Origin of the sequence: Paenibacillus vandeheii, from assembly GCF_030433635.1 — a bacterium.
GTDB classification, from domain to species: Bacteria; Bacillota; Bacilli; order Paenibacillales; family Paenibacillaceae; genus Paenibacillus; species Paenibacillus vandeheii.
In genome coordinates, this window is record NZ_JAROCD010000003.1 from 91,454 (window position 1) to 109,924 (window position 18,471).

Sequence of the window (18,471 nt, forward strand, 5' to 3'; positions counted from 1 at the left end):
ACAAACATATAGAGGAGAATATACATAAGAATAAGTGTGGAGTGTAGAAACGTCAGGCACTCAGCCACTCTTTTTTGTAAATGGGCAACCTGTAGATTTCACAAAAATCTCTGTGAGTAGTTCTAAGTAAAACTAGAATTTCAACCGATAATTCTATGGTGTAGTCTTCCATATGGGCTATATCATACTTAAATCGGAGGTACATAATTTTATGAAAAAAATACTAACTAAACTGCCAACTTTCATGCTAGGTGCAGTTGTTGGTGTTGCAGTTACAGCAGGAACAGCATTAGGAGCAGCTACATACCTGAAAGCGACTCAAGTTAACATAAAAATTGTGGTTGATGGTACTCAAGCTAAGTTATCAGAAAGTCCAATGAACGTGAATGGTCGTTTATATTTGCCTGTGCGCGAAACCGCAAATGCTATGGGTTACTCTGTAGAATCTGTAACTAGTACTCAAGTTTCATTGAAAGAAGGAGTATCGGCAAGCAACACAACAACAAACAATGGTTCAAGTGGAACTAGCGTTAACAATCCAAGCAATTCGAACAATAGTACTACCACTAATAATACAGGAGGACAATACGTGCAAGGACTTCATGAAAAGTATTCCACTGATGGGAAACTTGATGCAGCAAAAGTTAAAGAAGCAATTACAACTAAAAAGATTACTGTGAACACACAAGATAAAGAAACAGGGAACAGTCTGATGCATTATGTAGTTTTGGAGAATAACTACGCGCTCTTCCTAACAATTAAACGCAATGCATTGGATGTAAATTTGCAAAACAATGATAAACAGACCCCTTTACACCTAGCTGTCATAAACAAGAATTCTTTTTATTACGGAGAACTTGAACAATTAAAAGCAAATCCTAATATTGAAGATAAAAATGATTTGTTGCCAATAGACTTTGCAGAAAAAAATTCTGTGTTTGACATAGGACTAGATGCTTACATGCGTTTTTATAAGTAATGATTAACTACCATCAAAAAGCTTTTAAACTTCAACAGAAAAAAGACAAAATTAAAGACGACTACTGCAAAGCTAACGACATCCCACTAATACGTATCCCCTACTGGGATTTCAAAAACATCGACACAATACTCAGCAAGCGATTGACTGGATTGGGTGTCCTCTCCCCTGCTTTGGTTGAGGTTTAGGTTACAAAAGTTTAAATAATAACTAACGAATAGCGTTCACTCTCTATTAAATGAAGAAAATATTGTGGTCAAACTTGCTACTTTGGTATAATCTAGTAATAGGTACAAATTTACCTCAATTATCTTCGGGAGTGAGTACAATGACACAAACAACTCGTGAAATGCATACTCGTAATGGTGAATACGATGATCACAGGATCAAAGAGCATGACGGTATTATTGAAAAACTGCTTTGTGGTGCAGAGGGTAACGAAACGCCAAACTCTATCTTGCTTGGTGGAGGTTCAGCTTCTGGGAAAAGTCGCTCGTCTCGTATCTTGCTGAGACTTGATTCTATTGACAACGATGAACAAGAGCTAACGGTTGTCGACTGCGATTCAATTAAACTGATGATACCGGAATATTCTTATTACGAAGAAAACTTTAAGGATGACTGGGCCTTTTATCTGCATGATGAAAGTAGTGACATTGCCGACAAAGCTATTCAGCGCTGCATCGAAACAAGAAGAGACTTTATTTTTGATGGGACAATGAAGAACATTGAGAAGTATGAAACATTGATTCGTCAACTTCATACGGAGAGATACAAAGTAAATGCAATGGTCTTTGATGTTCCGATCCAAACGGCAATCGAAAGAAATAAAAAGCGTCAACTTCTTGAGGGAAGACTCGTGCCAGAGGATATTCTAATCCAAACCCACGTAGATGTTTCAAAAGCATTTTTACGGCTTAAAGATTTAGTAGACACCTATGTTCTATACGACAACAGTCTTGAATATCCTGATATTATCTCAATTCGGATTGATGGAGAAGAGAAAATATTAAACAAAAAAAGACTGGAGATATTCCTTGAGAAAAGTAGTGTCATTCTCAAAGAAACCGGAACATTTTTGTAACATCTTCAAACATGAATCCAATTTGTGTTATACTGTATTTGGAGGCGATTAATATGTTGGATTTCAAACAATTGATCGGTGAATTCGAAAAGAAGAAAAAAGAGCTTTACATAAGTGAAAATGAGCGTGAACAAAAGATTATTGAAGAAAAGAAAAAAGAATTAAAAAACAAAGAACTTCGTTTGGTCACTAAATAATTCACTTAACACCATGTTCAAGCTACTGATGGAGTAAACCCACTGTAGTCGTATGCAAGTATTGAGCATATAAATTAGATGTGTTCTGGTCGCTACACTGGTTTCCATCAAAATGAAGTCACCTTCTTACGAGGGTGGCTTTTTATTATATGTTCATGTTTTCTTTTCCATCAGTCTTAACGATTTGCCCCCTCTTGAATTATACTGTATATGAGAGGAGGAATTGAATATCAATAGTAAGACATAGCCTACACTATACATAACCAGATGAGTTGAGCTAGTTGAGTTGATGTAAGGATGGAATACTGCCTGTTAACAGGTTGAAAGTGGACTGTCGCTTGCGCATAAAATATAAACTAGAAGAGGATGATTTGATTAGTGATTAATAGTTCCTTGTTCAAATTTAATGAGAAAGATGTAAGAGTGATCTTTGTAGAAAGTGAACCATGGTTTGTATTAAGAGATGTATGTGGTGTACTTGGGGATCTGGCTCCACGTGCAGCAAAACAGCGTCTTTCAAAGGATGTATGTTCAACATACCCCCTTCAAACATCTGGTGGAATTCAAAATAGCACTATTATAAATGAGGATGGTCTATATGATGTAATCTTCGACAGTAAAAAGCCAGAAGCAAAGCTGTTCCGTAAATGGGTGACGGGCGAAGTACTGCCTACTATTCGTAGAGATGGAATGTACATATCAGATGAGGCTACACATGAGCAAGTTAAGTTTAATGTTTCAAACTTCATGGCTAATTTGGATGATTACAATATCACTAAGCTATATAGTCTTATCGAAGAGTTCTTAGCATTTCACAGACAGCATAAATCACGCTTACCATATAAACGGAAGAATTCTAGGCACCACGGAAACAAGAAATTGAAAGACCATATTGAAAGTATGGAAGATATTCGTAACGAGTTGGTAAGTTTTCTAGATATCAAGATACAACAGTTTAACGATTACCATCAAGCAGGTCTAGCTCAAGAATACGTAAGGATCAAAGGTATGGTCGAATGGAAAGTTGAGAATATGCGTTATAGAACAGCAGCTTGTAAATAATACATAGAATATCATAGTAAGGGGCTACCTCATGTTAGAGGCGGCTTTTTATATACCATGAAAGCATACTTTTACTTGGTAATAGTTCGCTTAACTTCTCATATTTCACTTCGTATTAATCAAGTATAGTTTGTAAAAGTTTTTCATTTTATTTTACGTCTGTTGTTTAACATGATACAATTGGGCTAGGCCCAGTTTTCTATCATTGAAAACTTGGGTAATTATCATTATAACAAAAACTTCAAAAACACTAGAAAACTTAGAACACTTGCAATGGGAGGAATATATTATGCCAGAAATCAAAGTAAAACCTATTCGCCCAACTAACGTTTTTATAAGCAATGAACAGGAATACAAAGATTTCATTGCTTTCGCAGAGGGCAGAGAAACATTTAGTGTAAAAACCATAAATAAAGTTCGTGAAAGATTAGCTAATCACCAAAGATCAACTAAAAGAAAGCGGGCTTAACTTTTGTTAAATTACGATGACATTTCTAAAGATTATCTGCAAGATATAGAAAAATTTAAAATGTTGGACTCATTAGACGAAAGAAATGTCGAGGCATATCTGAAGAACTATGCATTAGATTTGCATGAGCGACAGACTGCTGTAACTCGACTTTATTTTGATAAAGAAAATAAATTAGTCGGGTTCTTCAGTTTACATAATGATATGGTTAAAATATCTCCTCACCTAGCTACAGAAAATGGATGGAATTTACTTACAGAAGAACAGACTCATTTTCCTGCAATTAAATTACACTATTTAGGAGTAGATGCTAGGTATCGAAGACAAGGATATGGTACATATTTAATTGATGAAGTATTCTCTATTGCCAGAGACATTGCAGCATCAAGCGGTTGTAATTTTATAAGTGTAGAAGCATTACATAGTTCTGTGTGGTTTTACATTGGTCAAAGTTTTAAAATAGACAATAGAACTAATGAATTTTATAATATGCTTTTTCCTTTGGAGGCGCTTGACAATCCTGACCTAAAAGAAACTCCATATTTGAGTAAAAAAAGAATACAAGAGATAAGGGATCAAATTAACAGCGCTTTTATACAATCTGGTGTGAATCATTCAGAAATTGCTGCTACTTCTGAATTGAGTGAGGAAATACTAGAACAAATTGAATATGGCTCTGAGGTTAATCTTGAACATCTGCAACATGTTTGTAAAGTCTTAAATATTCCCTTCCCTTAATTGTTAATGAAATACCAAATTTACATAGAAATTAACTTCTGAAAAGAGCCTTATAGATAGGGCTTTTTTTATTTGTTTTAAATTTTAGATTTATCAATAGGGGATTGGGCTAAATATAGGTTGATCCTATTTTCATCATCATACTAATAAAAATATGTACAATAATATTAAATAGTGATATGATGGATACATGAAAGGGGTCAAGGTAAGTTGATAGACAAATCTCATGAAGTCTATGTGAAATAGGATTTTTATTAAGAAGAGGAGAAAAGTATATTTGTCAAAACGTCTTATTGAGTCTGAAGTATTAAGTGATTGGATAAATACATATGGTGATCAAAATTATGTTGATTACAAGTTACGAGCATTAGCATTTGCAGAAAAATGTTTTGAGGAAGGCATAGTAACATACGATGAGAAATTTAGTACATTTCTGCTCCATGGCAGCCTCTATAGCCGAATAACCAATTGTAAATACAACTCTGGTATGTATAAGTACGTTGAATGTGAATGGGAGGATGAGGAGAAGACGTTTTTAGATATACTCCATAAGCAAAAAGGATTTTGGGTGTCATGGAAAGAACTCACGGAAGAATACATGAAAAATGATTACAAGCATTCATACAGACCAACTATAGATAGGTTAAATGAGAGAGAAGGTTACAATCTAGCCAATATCCAAGTGTTAACCAATGCTAAGAATGCGGCGAAGGCTACAAGTCTCCCACACTATCTATTTACCATTGTTAATCATGATGATAAATCAAAACAACAAACATATAGACGATTTGAAACCAAGTCAGAGGCCTTAAAACACATTGGTTTACCTTATACAAAATCAGACACGGGAAGGTTTCATCAGGTGAGTAATTCCCTATACTTGCTCCAATCAGAGCACGTTACTATGGGAAAAGTAGCACTAGAGGAATATGAGAATCCAGAAGACTTAAGTTATTCAGGTTCGTTCTCAGTAGCTGTAAGCAATCCAGACGGTGGCATAATAACTATTAGTAGAAATTTCACTTATGAAAGAATGGCAATTATTTTAAAGCAAGAACAACAAATAGTACATAGTTAAAGTAGATAGATTAGATTTTTAAAATTCTTAATAGCTACCTTTGAATGTATACATAAGAATTTAAAAGTAATAAGACAAGTTAATACATACATAGGAGTTAACGAGGTGATAAGTGTGAGTACACCCAATGAGAAAGAGTTATTATGCACAAAGGATATTATGTTGCGACTTAAATTGGGCAGAAATGCAGCAAGAGAGGTTATGGAGAAGTTAAATCATATCCAAATTGGGAAGAGATTATACGTACCTAGCCAAGTCCTTGAAGAGTGGATCAAAACAGCAAAAGTCAATTAACTGAAAATGGAGCCAGTAATGTGATAGAGTTAAGTGACAGTCACTTGCTTGGCTCCATTTTCTTATAACGTCACAATAAGAAAATAGGAGGTATCGGAATGGCATCTGTAAAGAAAAACCAGGACACAAAGAAGTGGTATTTCGTCTTTGATTACTATGAACCTACAGGTAAAAGAAAGCAAATTAAGCGAGAGGGATTTGATTCAAAGCGTGAAGCTGATTTAATCATGTCAAAATTAAAACAAGAAATCGAGAACGGCGAATTTGTGAAGAATGATAGTTCTACATTAGGTAGCTTTGCGCTTTATTGGCTAGAAAATATCCGGAAGTTGGAGTGTAGTGAAGTAACATTTTACAATGATCGTCTATATTATAAGAATCATATCAAGGATTCAATTGGAAATGTTAAGTTACAAAAACTTGATATGAAAACTTGTCAGCGGTTTGTTACTGACTTACATTCTAAAGGGTTCGCGAGAAATACAATTGAAAGAATAACAACGTTGATTAAACGAGTGCTGGATAAAGCCATTGAGTATGGTTTATGCAAATCAAATCCGATGAGAAAGTCCACCTTGCCCAAAAAAACCAAGAATGAAGTTAACATTTGGTCAATAGATCAGGTAAATCAATTCCTTGAAGCAAATAAGAACCGAAGATACTTTTGTGTTTATGCATTAGCGCTTTTGACTGGCATGAGACAAGGAGAGATTCTAGGACTCAGATGGAAAGACATTGATTATAACAACAAGGTTTTATACGTCAATCAAACTTTATCGAATTATGGAAAAACTCTAAAGTCAGGAGCTAAAACTTATGCAGGTGTTCGAAGAATTTCTATTCCAAATCAATTGGTTGAAGTCCTCAGAACACAACAAGAAAAGTATGATGCTTTGAAAAGTAAATTGGGCAGAGAGTTTCTTGATCTCGATTTGGTTATTTTCAATTTGAAAAATGGCGGTACTGTTTTTCCGAGCAATATGATGAAAATCTATCCCAAAGATGTTAAAAGAGCAGATCTTCCACATATAAGGTTTCATGATTTGCGACATACACATGCAACCTTACTATTGTCTAAGGATATCAATGTTAAGGTGATTTCCGAGCGATTAGGACATAGTAAGATTTCAGTTACGCTGGACACGTATAGTCATGTGATACCAAGCATGCAACAAGAAGTTACAAACACTTTAGAAGAAATCGTATTTCTGTGACGCATCTGTGACGACTGGCATACTGAGAGCTTAAAAACGTTGATACACCAAGGTATTTTGAACTTTTATATCATGTGCGGAGCACTCGATGTGGGGTTACTTAATGAGAAGCTTGGGGATCGCAAAATTATTGCAGCTCGGGCGGTTGGCGTGCGCACATTGGAACAGCTGCTGCATGCACCTATGGAGTCAGTGACCACGGAAGCCGAAGCGATGGGCATTACGGTTGGCATGACGGGTGTAGAAGCATTGCTCAAGATGATTTAATCCCTGAATAATCAAAGAGAGGGCTCCCCGACTGGGAAGCCCCTCTCTTTGATTTACATGTAACAATCCTAAATTGAACGATCTACTCAAATTTGCTTCAATAATTAAGCTTCATCCTTGGCGAACAGGGCAGCCAGATTCTCTTGGAAAGGAGCGCGAACGACGCCTTTTTCCGTAATAATGGCTGTTACATATTCGTTAGGCGTGACGTCAAACGCCGGGTTGAATACTTTCACCCCTTGCGGTGCTGTACGTTTGCCAAAACCTTCCGTTACTTCCTCGGCAGCACGTTCCTCAATCGGAATGAGATCTCCGGATGGCGTAGACAGGTCAATGGTGGACAGTGGGCTGGCTACATAAAATGGAATGTTGTGCGCTTTAGCAAGGACCGCTACACTGTATGTTCCAATTTTGTTAGCTACATCCCCATTGGCAGCGACGCGGTCTGTACCCACGATAACGGCCTGAATCCAGCCCTTGGACATCACCATACCAGCCATGTTGTCGCAGATCAGAGTAACGTCAATACCGGCTTGCTGGAGCTCGAATGCTGTAAGGCGTGCGCCCTGAAGGACAGGACGCGTCTCGTCTGCGAATACTTTAAGGTTAATGCCGCGCTCATGAGCGAGGTACATCGGTGCAGTCGCCGTGCCGTATTTCGCGGTTGCAAGACCACCTGCATTACAGTGTGTGAGTACACCCATACCGTCTGCGAACAGAGGAAGAGCATTTTCACCAATCAAGCGGCAAACTTCTTCGTCTTCTTTTTGAATCAAGAGAGCTTCTGCTTCAAGAGCAGCATTACTCTCTTCGATGTTTGCACCGGATTCAGCGAGGTCACTTGCTTTTTGCATCATGCGATCCAGCGCCCAGAACAGATTCACTGCTGTGGGACGGGAAGTGGCCAGATGCGCACAGATGGATTTTACATGTTCCAGCCAGCCTTGTACGGCAAGTCCATCAAATGCTTTGGCGCCTAGTACGACGCCGAAAGCAGCTGCAATTCCGATCGCGGGAGCGCCGCGTACTTTCATGGAGTGGATGGACTCCCATACTTCCTCGGGCGTATACAGTTTCAGCATCAGAATCGTTTCGGGCAACAGACGCTGGTCAAGCATTTCGAGCTTGTCCTTTTTCCATATAAGGGAGGACAGAGGCTGATGTTCAGGGGTTGTCATGGGTGTTCCTCCGTTCCTTGAGTAAAGCTTTATGAGTTCTATGAATCAGACTTTGATGGTAGTAAGCGCAGTAGCTACAGTATCCAGGAGTTCACCAATCGTATTCAGATTGCGATTACGCTTGATGAGTGCTTTACCGATCGCCAGCGCTTTGCGCTGAGCACGTTCACGTTCTGTTGCATCTTCAATCGTATCGATATCTGCGACATGCGCAAGTCCGACAATACGGCGAACCATTTTCGCGCCAGCAAAGCCAGCAGAATCTCTGAATAATTGTTGTACATAAAGGTCTTCGTACCCAGGCGCTTTAGCCATAGGATCAACCAGATCGGAAGTCCACAGACCACGGAAGCGGGATTCGAATTCAGTCCATACGTCACAAACCATATCCAGCAAAATCGTTTCACGCTCACGAAGCGCCGTCTGATCTTGAATTCGACCTGGCAGCGAGGCGTAATGGAGAAGCAAATTGGCAAGCACGGCACCTACATCGAATCCCATTGGCCCAAAATAAGCAAATTCGGGATCAATGACTTTGGTCGATTCAGGTGTGACGAAAATGCTGCCTGTGTGCAGATCACCATGAAGCAGGGCTTGACCGTGGGTCAGGAATTTCTCACGCAGTAAGGCGACTTCAAGATGAAGTTCCCCATCTGTGCGAAGTGCTTCCGCTTCGTCTTCAATTGAAGCCTCATAATTATTTTTCTCCGCAATGCGATATGGCTCATCAAAGATCAAATCTTCGGTTATTTTACATTGATCCGGATTGACGAATCTGCCCTGTTTCTCTTTCTTCAACTGCTGGTTCATACCCAGGTCTGATGTGAAAAATAATGTCCTTGCCATAAACTCCCCAATGTGTTTTGCAAAAAGAGGATATGTTTCGCCATCGATGAGGCCCTTGCGCATAATCACATGATCGCTCAAATCTTCCATTACAGTTAAGGCGAGGTCATCATCATAATGGTACACTTCGGGTACCATTCCCGGACATAGACGATACTCTTCCTGAAGGATTTCCCTTTCAATTCTGGCACGTACCAGAGACAGGGGCCATGATTCTCCGACCACTTTCGCATAAGGAAGAGCCTGTTTGATAATGATACTTTTATCGGAGTTCCGATCCGTGATATGGAAGACCAAATTCAGATTGCCGTCACCGATCTCACGACATTCCAGATTCGCATCTGCTGCAAACGGACCCGGTAATGTTTTGGCCAGTTCGATTGCATCCTGGGGTGTTAATGGGTGATATTGGGACAAGAATGCCACCTCCATATATATGAAGAAACAGGAGAAAACCCACTTCTTTGCTTGGTATATGTCAGTATATCGGAAATAACTGTGATTTTGTACCCTTTTTTTGAGACAGGTGATACCGGACTTGTTTCGAACTTCCTGTACACGGGTAAAAACAAATAGGCCGGACGGTTGACAGGAATACCGCCGACAAGGCTCTCCGCCACAGGGTGGAGCCGAATTGTTAAATCACTGTCATTTACGGCAGGATAACCTGCTTAAAATGAATGTCAGACTAATTTTATAATAAAAGGATGGGATTAAGATGGCTACAAAAAACAAAACAGATCAAGCGAAATCGGTGGAACAAGTACTTAATCGTCAGGTAGCAAACCTGAACGTCCTGTATGTCAAAATCCATAACTATCACTGGTATGTAAAAGGACCTAACTTTTTCACACTGCATGTAAAATTTGAAGAATTCTACAATGAAGTGACTGTACAAATGGATGAAATCGCAGAACGCATTTTGACTCTCAAAGGAAGTCCAGCGGCAACAATGAAAGAGTATATGGAGCTTTCCTCCATCCAGGAAGCAGCTGGCGGTGAAGATGCAAAAACAATGGTACAGAACCTGATTGAGGATTTTGCGACTTTGTCGAACGAGTATCAGGAAGGTATTGAAGTAGCTGAAGCTGCGGAAGACCAACCAACATCCGACATGCTGACAGGCTTCAAGGCTGATCTGGAGAAACATATGTGGATGCTTCGCTCTTTCTTGGGCTGATTTCAGCTTGACCAGCCGAGTTGGCGATCGCTTGCAATACAATTGCTCTATCTTCCCTTACTCGTTGTCAGGATGACGCCGAGCGTCTATACTGCTGACAAGACTGACTTCGGGAGGGGAACGTTATAATAGGCACAACGATACCGGCATTAAAAGAATGGGCCTCCGCAATCAAAGCGCTGGAAACGGGTCGCCAGATTATGGTGATGCGCAAAGGCGGGATTGTGGAGGAAACCCGACGTTTTGAGTTGAAAAGTCCAGCGTTCTATCTGTATCCGACTTATGAACATCAGCGTAAAGAACTGGTAAAGTCCTCTGATCATTCCTATGTTGAGGAATCACTGGCCGAATGGGTGCCTGAAGCTTCGACGATCCGTCTCACGGCTTATGCTGAAGTGACGCAGGATTTGGAGATCAGAGATCAGGAGATGCTGGATCGACTTCTTGACTTTCATATGTGGACTGGGGATTTTGCCGAAGATCGCCTAAAGTGGAAACGCAAAGAACCACTTCACGTATTGATACTCCGAGTGTACCGTTTGAAGGAACCGATGGAGATTCCCGTATTACCTGAATACAACGGATGCCGTTCATGGATTTCCATTCCGAATGGTCCGGTGCCGAGCGATATGACGCCGGTGGTGGACGTTGCGGATTTTGACGAACAGGTACAGAAGATTAACGAGACGCTCAAAATGTAATGTTATTTATCGAAAGGACTTGTCCATGATATGGATAGGTCCTTTTTCGGTTGAGGGGAGCAGATTCGATAAAAGGTTGAATCCCTGTGATTTTTCTCACTGTCTATTTATGACGAAGAAGTTTTGTTATTTGATTCAATCTGGCTTTTATTATAGAATCAGATAGAATAATGTTTCCTGTAAGGGACAAGAGTTCTTAGGAAATGACTTGATAATCATTGAGAATCAGTTTAGAATTATTCTAAAGTGATTCTTGCTTTGGAGATTGGAGTACAGGAGAAATTCAGGGGAAGCCCTGTTCAGATATTTAATAGGCGCTTTTTCGTTTTCGAAAGTAAACATCAATTTAATCAATGGAGGGAAACAATACACATGGCTACGAATTTCGTCATTGAAGGTCTGAAAGCGACGATCGAAGGTAAGGAAATCCTGAAAGGCATCAACCTGGAAATGAAAGGTGGAGAAATCCACGCAATCATGGGTCCGAACGGAACAGGTAAATCAACACTGGCTTCTGCACTAATGGGGCACCCTAAATATGAAGTAACAGAAGGTACAATTACACTTGATGGTGAAGATGTACTGGATATGGCTGTAGACGAGCGCGCTCGTGCAGGTCTGTTCCTGGCTATGCAATACCCGAGTGAAATTGCTGGTGTAACGAATTCCGACTTCCTGCGTAGCGCAATTAACGCACGTCGTGGTGAAGGTAACGAGATCTCCCTGATCAAGTTTATTCGCCAAATGGAAGGTAAAATGAAAGAACTCGACATGAATCCTGAATTTGCTCACCGTTACCTGAATGAAGGTTTCTCCGGTGGTGAGAAAAAACGGAACGAGATTCTGCAAATGATGCTGCTGGATCCGAAAATTGTAGTACTCGATGAAATCGACTCCGGTCTGGATATCGATGCTCTGAAAATCGTGGCAAACGGTGTAAACGCAATGAAGAGCGAAGATCGCGGATTCCTGATCATCACTCACTACCAACGCCTGTTGAACTACATTACTCCTGACTATGTACACGTAATGATGCAAGGTCGTATCGTGAAGTCCGGCGGACCTGAACTGGCTCACCGTCTGGAAGCTGAAGGATATGACTGGGTTAAGGAAGAGCTGGGAATTACAGACGAAACTGTAGGTCAAGAAGCGTAAAGACAAAACGGAGGAGGATAATCAATGACTACACAAACAATTCTTCCGGTTGAATCTGAAGCGCTTCGCGCCTTGTCGGAAAGCAACAATGAACCCGGCTGGTTGACCGAGCAGCGGCTCGAAGCCCTTAAGCTTGCAAGTGGGCTTGCGCTTCCCAAACTGGAAAAACAAAAAATCGAACGCTGGAATGTCAGCGAGTACGGCACATACAAAGCAAGTGAAGCGATTGCTTCACTTGAGGAAGTACCAGCTTCCATTAAAGATCTGGTTAAGGACCAAGCGGAAGGCAGCCTAGTTATCCAGCGCAATTCCGGTACAGTTTACTCCAAGTTGTCTGCTGATCTTGCAGCAAAAGGAGTTATCTTCACAGATCTGGCTACAGCGGTTCGCGATCATAGCGATCTGGTAAAACCATATCTGAATACGGCTGTAAAAGCAGATGAGCATTCACTTGCAGCACTGCATGCAGCACTTTGGAACGGCGGGGTATTCCTCTATGTTCCGAAAAACGTTGAAATTGAAGTTCCACTTCAAGCGGTACTGCTCACAGACGATGCTTCTGCAACGTTTGCACCTCACGTGCTTGTCGTTGCTGAGTCCAACAGTTCCGTTACTTATGTGGATAACTATGTATCCGGCGAACTGTCTTCACCTGTATTCCATAACGGTGTTGTGGAAGTGTTCGTGAAAGCTGGTGCCAAAGTCCGTTTCGCATCTGTTCACCAACTGAGCACAAGTGTTACCGACGTATCTTTCCGCCGTGCAGTGGTAGAGAACGACGGTTCGATTGAGTGGATCGTTGGCGAGATGAACAACGGTGATACTGCAAGCAACACGATGACAGTTCTTAAAGGAAATGGCTCAAGCTCCGATTCCAAAGTGATTGCAGTAGGTTCAGGTTCCCAGAAACTGAACTATACAACAGAAGCTCGTCACTTCGGCAAAAACACGCCAAGCCAAATGATTACGCGTGCAGTTATGCGTGAAGAAGCTTCTGCAATCATCAACGGAATCACGAAGATTGAGAAAGGTGCTACTAAAGCGGACGGACAGCAAACAGAGAAAGTACTGATGCTGAGCCCGAAAGCACGTGGAGACGCCAACCCAATCCTTCTCATTGATGAGGATGATGTAACAGCAGGTCACGCAGCCTCTGTAGGTCAAGTCAATGTGGAGCAGATTCATTACTTGATGTCGCGCGGGATTAACCGTACGGATGCGGAACGCCTGATCATTTACGGCTTCCTGGCTCCGGTGGTGGCGGATATTCCTCTGGAAGCACTGCGTACCCAGTTGCAGTCTCTCATCGAACGGAAACTGGGACAATGAACCCGGCTATCCGCGAGCAGTTCCCGATCCTCCACCAGGAAATCAACGGACACCCGCTCGTATATCTAGATAACGCAGCGACTTCCCAGAAGCCGCTGGCTGTAATCGAAGCAATTAAACATTATTATGAATTTGAGAACTCCAATGTGCATCGTGGTGTTCATACGCTTGGAAGCCGTGCAACGGATGCTTATGAAGGCGCACGGGAGAAGGTTGCCAAGTTTATCAACGCGCGACGCACACAGGAGATCATTTTCACCCGTGGGACAACGACCGCTTTGAATTTGGTTGCTTCGTCTTACGGACGCGCAGTTTGCAAAGAAGGCGACGAAATTGTTATTACGCAGATGGAGCACCATAGCAATCTGATTCCATGGCAGCAGGTAGCCAAGGAAACGGGAGCGACCTTGAAATACATTCCGCTTCAGCCAGATGGCAACATTGATTTGGCTGATGTGGAAAGGACGATTACAAACAAAACCAAAATTGTTGCAATCGCGTATGTATCCAATGTTATGGGTGTTGTTCATCCAGTAAAACAAATCGCTGAAATTGCACACCGCAATGGTGCTGTCATCGTTGTAGATGGCGCACAGAGCACACCGCACATGAAGGTGGATGTGCAGGATCTGGACTGTGATTTCTACGCATTATCCGGCCATAAAATGTGCGGACCAACCGGAATCGGTGCACTTTACGGCAAAAAGGCGCTGCTGGAGTCCATGGAACCGGTTGAGTTCGGCGGTGAAATGATTGATGAGGTTGGCCTCTACGATTCCAATTGGAAAGAGCTTCCTTGGAAGTTTGAAGGTGGAACCCCGATTATCGCAGGTGCGGTTGGATTGGGTGCAGCTATCGATTTCCTGGAGCAGATTGGTATGGATGAGATTGCTCATCATGAAAGTGTGCTGGCAGCTTATGCAACGGAACGTATGGCCGAGATTGACGGACTGACCATTTATGGACCAGCCAAGCGTCATGTCGGAGTGGTTACATTTAACCTCGGTGATGTACACCCGCATGATGTGGCAACGGTGCTGGATGCGAGTGGCGTAGCCATTCGTGCCGGACACCACTGCTGCCAACCGCTGATGCGCTGGCTGGAAGTCAGTTCAACAGCTCGTGCCAGTTTCTATCTATACAATAACGAACAAGATGTGGACCGACTTGTTAGCGCCTTAATCCAGACAAAGGAGTATTTTGGCGATGCAACTTGATGATCTGTACCGGCGTGTCATAATGGACCACTACAAAAACCCGCGTAACCGCGGAACATTTGATAATGACGCTGTCACGGTGAATTTGAATAATCCAACGTGCGGCGACCGGATTTCACTGCAACTTTTGCTGAAGGACGGAATCGTTCAGGAAGCCAAGTATACGGGGGAAGGCTGTTCCATCAGCATGTCCTCGGCATCGATGATGACCGAGGCGGTGAAAGGCAAAACGATGGATCAGGCACTCGACATGGCTAACCGTTTTTCCTCACTGATGAAAGGGGAAGAAGTCGATTTCGACGATTATGAAGATCTCGAAGCCCTATCCGGTGTGAACAAGTTCCCTGCACGCATCAAATGTGCCACTCTGGCCTGGAATGCATTACGCAAAGGAATTGACGAAGAGGACAATGTACAATAACGATAGGGAGGTAGAGCAAGATGGCTAAAAAAGCACCAGAAATGGAAGAGTATAAATATGGTTTTCGCGACGAACACAAATCTATCTTTCAAACCGGTAAAGGTCTGACTGCAGAAGTCGTTACCGAGATTTCCAAGATTAAGAACGAACCGGAATGGATGTTGGAGTTCCGTTTGAAATCCCTGAAACAATTCGAAAAGATGCCGATGCCGAATTGGGGCGGAGATCTCGACGGGTTAGATTTCAATGAAATTCAGTATTATGTTCGTGCTTCTGATAAGCAAGGGAAAACATGGGAAGAGGTACCTTCTGAAATCAAGGAAACTTTTGATAAGTTGGGTATCCCTGAAGCGGAACAAAAGTTCCTCGCAGGTGTATCGGCTCAGTATGAGTCCGAGGTTGTATATCACAACATGCAAAAAGAATTGGAAGATCAGGGCGTAATCTTCATGGATACGGATACTGCACTTAGAGAGCATCCGGAAATCCTGCGTGAATATTTCGCAACCGTTATTCCACCAGCAGATAACAAATTTGCTGCACTGAATAGTGCCGTTTGGTCCGGAGGAAGCTTCATCTACGTACCTAAAGGCGTGAAATGTGAAGTGCCTCTGCAAGCCTATTTCCGGATTAACTCCGAAAATATGGGACAGTTCGAGCGTACACTCATCATTGCAGACGAAGATAGCTTCGTTCACTATGTTGAGGGCTGTACAGCCCCGATCTATAGCACGAACTCACTGCATAGTGCGGTCGTTGAGATCATTTGTAAGAAAAATGCCCGTGTTCGTTACACAACGATTCAAAACTGGGCACCAAACATCTACAACCTGGTTACCAAACGTGCGGTTGCTGAAGAGAATGCAACGATGGAATGGGTCGATGGCAACATCGGTTCCAAACTGACGATGAAATATCCAGCAGTTATATTGAAAGGTCGCGGAGCTAAAGGTTCGGTTCTGTCCATCGCTGTAGCTGGCAAAAATCAGCATCAGGATGCAGGTGCGAAAATGATTCACTTGGCTCCAGATACAACATCAACAATTGTATCCAAATCGATCAGTAAACATGGCGGTAAAGTAACCTACCGTGGTCTGGCTTCCTTTGGTCGCCAAGCGGAAGGTGCGAAATCCAATATCAAATGTGATACGCTCATTCTGGATAATGAGTCCACATCCGATACGATTCCTTACAATGAAATCATGAATGATAACATTATGCTGGAGCATGAAGCTACGGTATCGAAGGTGTCCGAGGATCAACTCTTCTACCTGATGAGCCGTGGTTTGACTGATGCCGAAGCAACACAGATGATTATCATGGGCTTCATTGAACCGTTCACGAAGGAACTGCCGATGGAATATGCGGTAGAGATGAACAGATTGATTAAGTTCGAAATGGAAGGCAGTATCGGTTAATACAGCTGCAACAAAGAGGTCGGGGGATTTTCCCTCGATCTTTTTTTGTTTTGTGGAGATCTGTCTCTGTATGCAGGCTTGAACCAGATTTGAAATGATTAAAAATACAAAAATATACATTTGATTTATTTTCCCGTAACACTGATTACCTATATTTGAATGGATTCAAATATGAGGAGGGATCATTTAATGAGGCAACCATTAGCAAAAAGAACAAAGGCTTTATTATTATCAGCGCTGGTTACATTCAGCATATTACCTCTGTACTCCCCTGCTGCACATGCTGCTGAGGACGGAGCAGCCTCCGGTTCGTTCAACATCCTAAGTTATAATGTAGGCGGTCTCCCCAGTCTCGTTTCCAGTTACAAGCCCCAAGAGTATACGGTGCAGATTTCCCCTAAGCTGAACGACTATGACATCATTAATGTGCAGGAGGATTTTAATTACCACAACCAGTTGATTTCGCAAGTAACCCTGCCTTATTTGACTCAAACGAGCGGGCTAGCCGGATTTGGAAGCGGGTTGAACAGTTTATCCCGGTATCCGTTCCGTGACTTGAAAAGGGTAACCTGGAACAAGCGATCCGGTCTGTTTGATAATGGAAGTGATGAGCTGACGCCCAAAGGTTTCACCGCAGCAACCTACGAGATTGCACCTGGCGTGAAAATTGATGTATATAATCTGCACGCAGACGCAGGCGACGATGATAAATCGCTTGAAGCCAGACGTGATAACATCAGACAGCTTTCCGATTACATAAAAAATCAATCTGAGAGCAACGCGGTCATTGTTTTTGGTGATACGAATACTCGTTATACCCGTGCTTCAGACAACATCGAGATGCTGCTGACGGAAAATGAATTGCATGATCCCTGGATTGATCTCGTTCGGGGTGGAAGCATTCCGGCAGATGGAGATGCGCTTATGGATGCTGGCAACGTCAATGGCCCCAATTATGAAATTGTGGACAAAATCTTATACCGTGGAAGCAAAGCGTTAACATTGAATGCCGCAAGTTATCGTGTGGAAGATCAGAAATTCGTTGATCCATCTGGAAATCAACTGTCTGATCATTTTCCGATTACAGCAAATTTTGTATACAGTGTGTCCCCTGCATATCGACTCAGTTCAACCATTGGAGGAGCAGGTGGGACTGGCTTTAATGATTTGGAGCGCATCCCTGATGCGCAGCCTGGCTCAATTGTACTGGACACGGGCAACCGTGTGGATGGTATTACGACGTTGTATCGAGATGGAACGAGTCTGACACATGGAGGGAAATCCAATACTTCCACACTGAATCTCGCTAATGGTGAATATCTAACACGGGCAACGATTAGTCAGGGGACACGAAATGGAGATAAACGAATCTTTCACCTTGAATTAACGACCAATCTGGGGAATAAAATTGCAGGGGGACAGAAGACTTCAGAGCAGATCATTCTGGACGCGCCTGCGGGTTGGTATATCGCCGGGTTTTATGGAAGAGCCGATCAAGAGATTGATCAGCTTGGAGTGATTTATAAGCCTGTCCAACCTTAATTCCCTTAATCTTGGAACGATAGGGAACAGATAATAATCTATATCACCGCTTGGAATAAGCATTGGAAAAGACCGCAGGGTTTGGACCAATAACATTCTGAG

Annotated in this window: 18 protein-coding genes and 1 pseudogene; 17 read left to right on the forward strand and 2 right to left on the reverse strand. The window is 42.1% G+C overall.

The annotated features are described in order from the left end of the window. Positions 1-211 precede the first annotated feature (211 nt). The 9 genes and pseudogenes from P5G61_RS05940 to P5G61_RS05980 form a co-directional block, all read left to right on the forward strand. Positions 212-979: a stalk domain-containing protein gene (locus tag P5G61_RS05940; protein ID WP_301245412.1), complete on the forward strand. Its 768-nt coding sequence runs from the start codon at positions 212-214 to the stop codon at positions 977-979. A gap of 328 nt (positions 980-1,307) precedes the next feature. Then, a complete protein-coding gene (locus P5G61_RS05945) occupies positions 1,308-2,063 on the forward strand; it encodes a zeta toxin family protein (RefSeq protein ID WP_301245414.1) in 756 nt (251 codons plus the stop codon). A gap of 53 nt (positions 2,064-2,116) precedes the next feature. Next, on the forward strand, positions 2,117-2,260 hold the full coding sequence (locus tag P5G61_RS05950; RefSeq protein ID WP_301245416.1) for a hypothetical protein: 144 nt from the start codon (positions 2,117-2,119) through the stop codon (positions 2,258-2,260). Positions 2,261-2,653: 393 nt separating this feature from the next. Next, positions 2,654-3,322, forward strand: coding sequence for a BRO-N domain-containing protein (locus P5G61_RS05955; protein ID WP_301245418.1), 669 nt, complete (start codon positions 2,654-2,656; stop codon positions 3,320-3,322). A 289-nt stretch (positions 3,323-3,611) separates the two neighbouring features. After that, positions 3,612-3,791: a hypothetical protein gene (locus P5G61_RS05960; protein WP_301245420.1), complete on the forward strand. Its 180-nt coding sequence runs from the start codon at positions 3,612-3,614 to the stop codon at positions 3,789-3,791. 3 nt (positions 3,792-3,794) lie between these two features. After that, complete coding sequence (locus P5G61_RS05965; protein ID WP_301245422.1) at positions 3,795-4,529, forward strand: GNAT family N-acetyltransferase; 735 nt, start codon at positions 3,795-3,797, stop codon at positions 4,527-4,529. A 277-nt stretch (positions 4,530-4,806) separates the two neighbouring features. After that, positions 4,807-5,607 (forward strand): hypothetical protein, encoded by an 801-nt coding sequence (locus P5G61_RS05970; RefSeq protein ID WP_301245424.1) that lies wholly within the window; start codon positions 4,807-4,809, stop codon positions 5,605-5,607. Positions 5,608-5,999: 392 nt separating this feature from the next. Next, entirely contained in the window at positions 6,000-7,115 is a 1,116-nt protein-coding gene (locus P5G61_RS05975; protein ID WP_301245426.1) for a site-specific integrase, read from the forward strand. Positions 7,116-7,181: 66 nt separating this feature from the next. Next, positions 7,182-7,382: pseudogene (locus P5G61_RS05980) on the forward strand (YunC family protein); the annotation flags it as partial. A 104-nt stretch (positions 7,383-7,486) separates the two neighbouring features. Here the strand turns inward: P5G61_RS05980 and mtnA are convergent. After that, a complete protein-coding gene (gene mtnA / locus P5G61_RS05985) occupies positions 7,487-8,560 on the reverse strand; it encodes an S-methyl-5-thioribose-1-phosphate isomerase (RefSeq protein ID WP_301245428.1) in 1,074 nt (357 codons plus the stop codon). A gap of 45 nt (positions 8,561-8,605) precedes the next feature. Then, complete coding sequence (mtnK, locus tag P5G61_RS05990; RefSeq protein WP_301245430.1) at positions 8,606-9,823, reverse strand: S-methyl-5-thioribose kinase; 1,218 nt, start codon at positions 9,821-9,823, stop codon at positions 8,606-8,608. A gap of 301 nt (positions 9,824-10,124) precedes the next feature. On the opposite strand from mtnK, the gene P5G61_RS05995 reads away from it, so the two are divergent. From P5G61_RS05995 to P5G61_RS06030, 8 genes are all read left to right on the forward strand, one after another. After that, positions 10,125-10,586, forward strand: coding sequence for a Dps family protein (locus tag P5G61_RS05995; RefSeq protein ID WP_301245432.1), 462 nt, complete (start codon positions 10,125-10,127; stop codon positions 10,584-10,586). Between the two features lie 140 nt (positions 10,587-10,726). Next, on the forward strand, positions 10,727-11,287 hold the full coding sequence (locus P5G61_RS06000; protein ID WP_363325732.1) for a DUF1802 family protein: 561 nt from the start codon (positions 10,727-10,729) through the stop codon (positions 11,285-11,287). A 372-nt stretch (positions 11,288-11,659) separates the two neighbouring features. Beyond that, the gene (gene sufC, locus P5G61_RS06005; RefSeq protein WP_090895331.1) at positions 11,660-12,442 is read left to right on the forward strand and encodes a Fe-S cluster assembly ATPase SufC; all 783 of its coding nucleotides are present in this window, start codon (positions 11,660-11,662) and stop codon (positions 12,440-12,442) included. A gap of 24 nt (positions 12,443-12,466) precedes the next feature. Next, complete coding sequence (gene sufD / locus P5G61_RS06010) at positions 12,467-13,771, forward strand: Fe-S cluster assembly protein SufD (protein WP_285074677.1); 1,305 nt, start codon at positions 12,467-12,469, stop codon at positions 13,769-13,771. Next, on the forward strand, positions 13,768-14,988 hold the full coding sequence (locus tag P5G61_RS06015) for a cysteine desulfurase (RefSeq protein ID WP_301245439.1): 1,221 nt from the start codon (positions 13,768-13,770) through the stop codon (positions 14,986-14,988). Before sufD ends, P5G61_RS06015 begins: the two co-directional genes overlap by 4 nt. Then, complete coding sequence (sufU, locus tag P5G61_RS06020; RefSeq protein ID WP_024629096.1) at positions 14,978-15,409, forward strand: Fe-S cluster assembly sulfur transfer protein SufU; 432 nt, start codon at positions 14,978-14,980, stop codon at positions 15,407-15,409. The genes P5G61_RS06015 and sufU overlap by 11 nt, the downstream gene beginning before the upstream one ends. Positions 15,410-15,429: 20 nt before the next feature. Then, positions 15,430-16,827, forward strand: a complete 1,398-nt coding sequence (gene sufB / locus P5G61_RS06025; protein ID WP_301245441.1) for a Fe-S cluster assembly protein SufB — start codon at positions 15,430-15,432, stop codon at positions 16,825-16,827. 189 nt (positions 16,828-17,016) lie between these two features. Beyond that, positions 17,017-18,369 carry a jacalin-like lectin gene (locus P5G61_RS06030; RefSeq protein WP_301245443.1) on the forward strand — a complete coding sequence of 451 codons (1,353 nt, stop codon included), beginning with the start codon at positions 17,017-17,019 and terminating at the stop codon, positions 18,367-18,369. Positions 18,370-18,471 lie beyond the last annotated feature (102 nt).

Excerpts from the sequence above, each read along its gene's own strand:
- P5G61_RS05940 (WP_301245412.1), top strand. The coding sequence starts at position 212 with ATGAAAAAAATACTAACTAAACTGCCAACTTTCATGCTAGGTGCAGTT.
- P5G61_RS05945 (WP_301245414.1), top strand. The coding sequence starts at position 1,308 with ATGACACAAACAACTCGTGAAATGCATACTCGTAATGGTGAATACGAT.
- P5G61_RS05950 (WP_301245416.1), top strand. The coding sequence starts at position 2,117 with ATGTTGGATTTCAAACAATTGATCGGTGAATTCGAAAAGAAGAAAAAA.
- P5G61_RS05960 (WP_301245420.1), top strand. The coding sequence starts at position 3,612 with ATGCCAGAAATCAAAGTAAAACCTATTCGCCCAACTAACGTTTTTATA.
- P5G61_RS05975 (WP_301245426.1), top strand. The coding sequence starts at position 6,000 with ATGGCATCTGTAAAGAAAAACCAGGACACAAAGAAGTGGTATTTCGTC.
- mtnA (WP_301245428.1), bottom strand. The coding sequence starts at position 8,560 with ATGACAACCCCTGAACATCAGCCTCTGTCCTCCCTTATATGGAAAAAG.
- P5G61_RS05995 (WP_301245432.1), top strand. The coding sequence starts at position 10,125 with ATGGCTACAAAAAACAAAACAGATCAAGCGAAATCGGTGGAACAAGTA.
- sufC (WP_090895331.1), top strand. The coding sequence starts at position 11,660 with ATGGCTACGAATTTCGTCATTGAAGGTCTGAAAGCGACGATCGAAGGT.
- sufD (WP_285074677.1), top strand. The coding sequence starts at position 12,467 with ATGACTACACAAACAATTCTTCCGGTTGAATCTGAAGCGCTTCGCGCC.
- P5G61_RS06015 (WP_301245439.1), top strand. The coding sequence starts at position 13,768 with ATGAACCCGGCTATCCGCGAGCAGTTCCCGATCCTCCACCAGGAAATC.
- sufU (WP_024629096.1), top strand. The coding sequence starts at position 14,978 with ATGCAACTTGATGATCTGTACCGGCGTGTCATAATGGACCACTACAAA.
- sufB (WP_301245441.1), top strand. The coding sequence starts at position 15,430 with ATGGCTAAAAAAGCACCAGAAATGGAAGAGTATAAATATGGTTTTCGC.
- P5G61_RS06030 (WP_301245443.1), top strand. The coding sequence starts at position 17,017 with ATGAGGCAACCATTAGCAAAAAGAACAAAGGCTTTATTATTATCAGCG.